The sequence below is a fragment of the uncultured Campylobacter sp. genome, assembly GCF_938045595.1.
Lineage (GTDB): Bacteria > Campylobacterota > Campylobacteria > Campylobacterales > Campylobacteraceae > Campylobacter_B.
Map to the genome: position 1 here is coordinate 1 of NZ_CALIBB010000171.1, position 1276 is coordinate 1276.

Below are 1276 nucleotides of genomic sequence, written 5' to 3' on the forward strand. Positions count from 1 at the left end.
CTAGAGCAGATGGTAGAAAAAACGATAAAGGTTTATGAGAGTTTAATATGAAAAAATTTTTTTACGAAAACGGCGCGCCTAGCGGCTGGAGGATCACATTTTTAACGCTGCTGCTTCTTTGGTGCGCGTCGCTGTTTTTTAAAAACGCGGTCTATCAGATCTCCTTTGCAGCGCTAAATTTACTCTTTTTGGCGCATCTATTGTATTTTAAAAACTACTTGGTTCTAAGCGAAATTTTGAAAAAGACGCGATTTATCGCGATCTGCTTCGTCTGTGTCGTTGCGACGCTAGCGATCTCAAACCTCCTAAACGAGGCCGTGATCTCAAAAAAAGCATGGCAGAGCACGCTATTTTTCGTCCTTCGATACGGCGCGATATTTTTGGTACTTTGCTATTTTTACAAGCTTAAATTTTTTGATCAAAACGCCGTTTTTGCCTTTTTGTTCGTGGGGCTTGGAATTTTATCGGTAAGCGTGATCTATCAGCTTGTAAGCAGCGCCGATGCGATCGTTTTTTCAAGCGACTCTGTTCGCGGAGGTCTTAGCGGAGCGCTTTCGAACCGCAATATTTTAGGGCTTTTTATGGGCTTTGGGCTCTGCCTTAGCGCGGTGGCGATACGGCGGCCTTTGGCGCTCAAATTTGCGGCTCTATTTTTATTTGCATTTTTTATGATCTTTTCATTTTCTAGGGCGGCGTGGGTCGGTGCGTTTTGTGCGCTTGTGTTTTACAGCGCGCTAAATTTAAAGAGCCTAAGCAAAAAATACCTACTTTTCACGGTGGGTTTCATCGCGATTTTTGCCGTTTTGCTTGCGCTTTCGCCGTCGTTTGAGCAAAGGCTAGCCGCGCTATTTAGCGGCGATTCTTCAGGCAGGACCGTGATTTGGAGCTATATTTTAGAAATGGCGCAAGAAAAGTCTATCTTAGGCTACGGGCTGGGCTCATATATAAATTTGCCGGGCTCTCCGGTCCTTGAGCATCCTGAATATAACGCGCCGCATAATTTATTTTTAGAAATTTTACTTTATAGCGGCGTGCTCGGCCTCGTCTTCTACGGCTTGATCCTATTTAGCGTTTTTAAGGAGTGCATTCAAAGCAAGCAATTTGGGGTTCTCACGCTTCTGATATATCTTTTGATAGATTGTCAGTTCGATCACGGCGCGTATCTGTCGAAAGAAGCGCTAAGCCTTGCTACGATACTAAGCTTTTTAGCTTATCGCATGAGGATTGAGCGATGATCTACGCGGCGGTTTTGGCTTTTGCGGCGCTTTTTGCGTGG

Annotated in this window: 1 protein-coding gene; it reads left to right on the top strand. The window is 44.7% G+C overall.

Annotated elements, in window-relative coordinates:
• Positions 1-47: 47 nt before the first annotated feature.
• Positions 48-1235 carry an O-antigen ligase family protein gene (locus tag Q0340_RS06885; protein WP_298082694.1) on the top strand — a complete coding sequence of 396 codons (1188 nt, stop codon included), beginning with the start codon at positions 48-50 and terminating at the stop codon, positions 1233-1235.
• Positions 1236-1276: the final 41 nt, after the last annotated feature.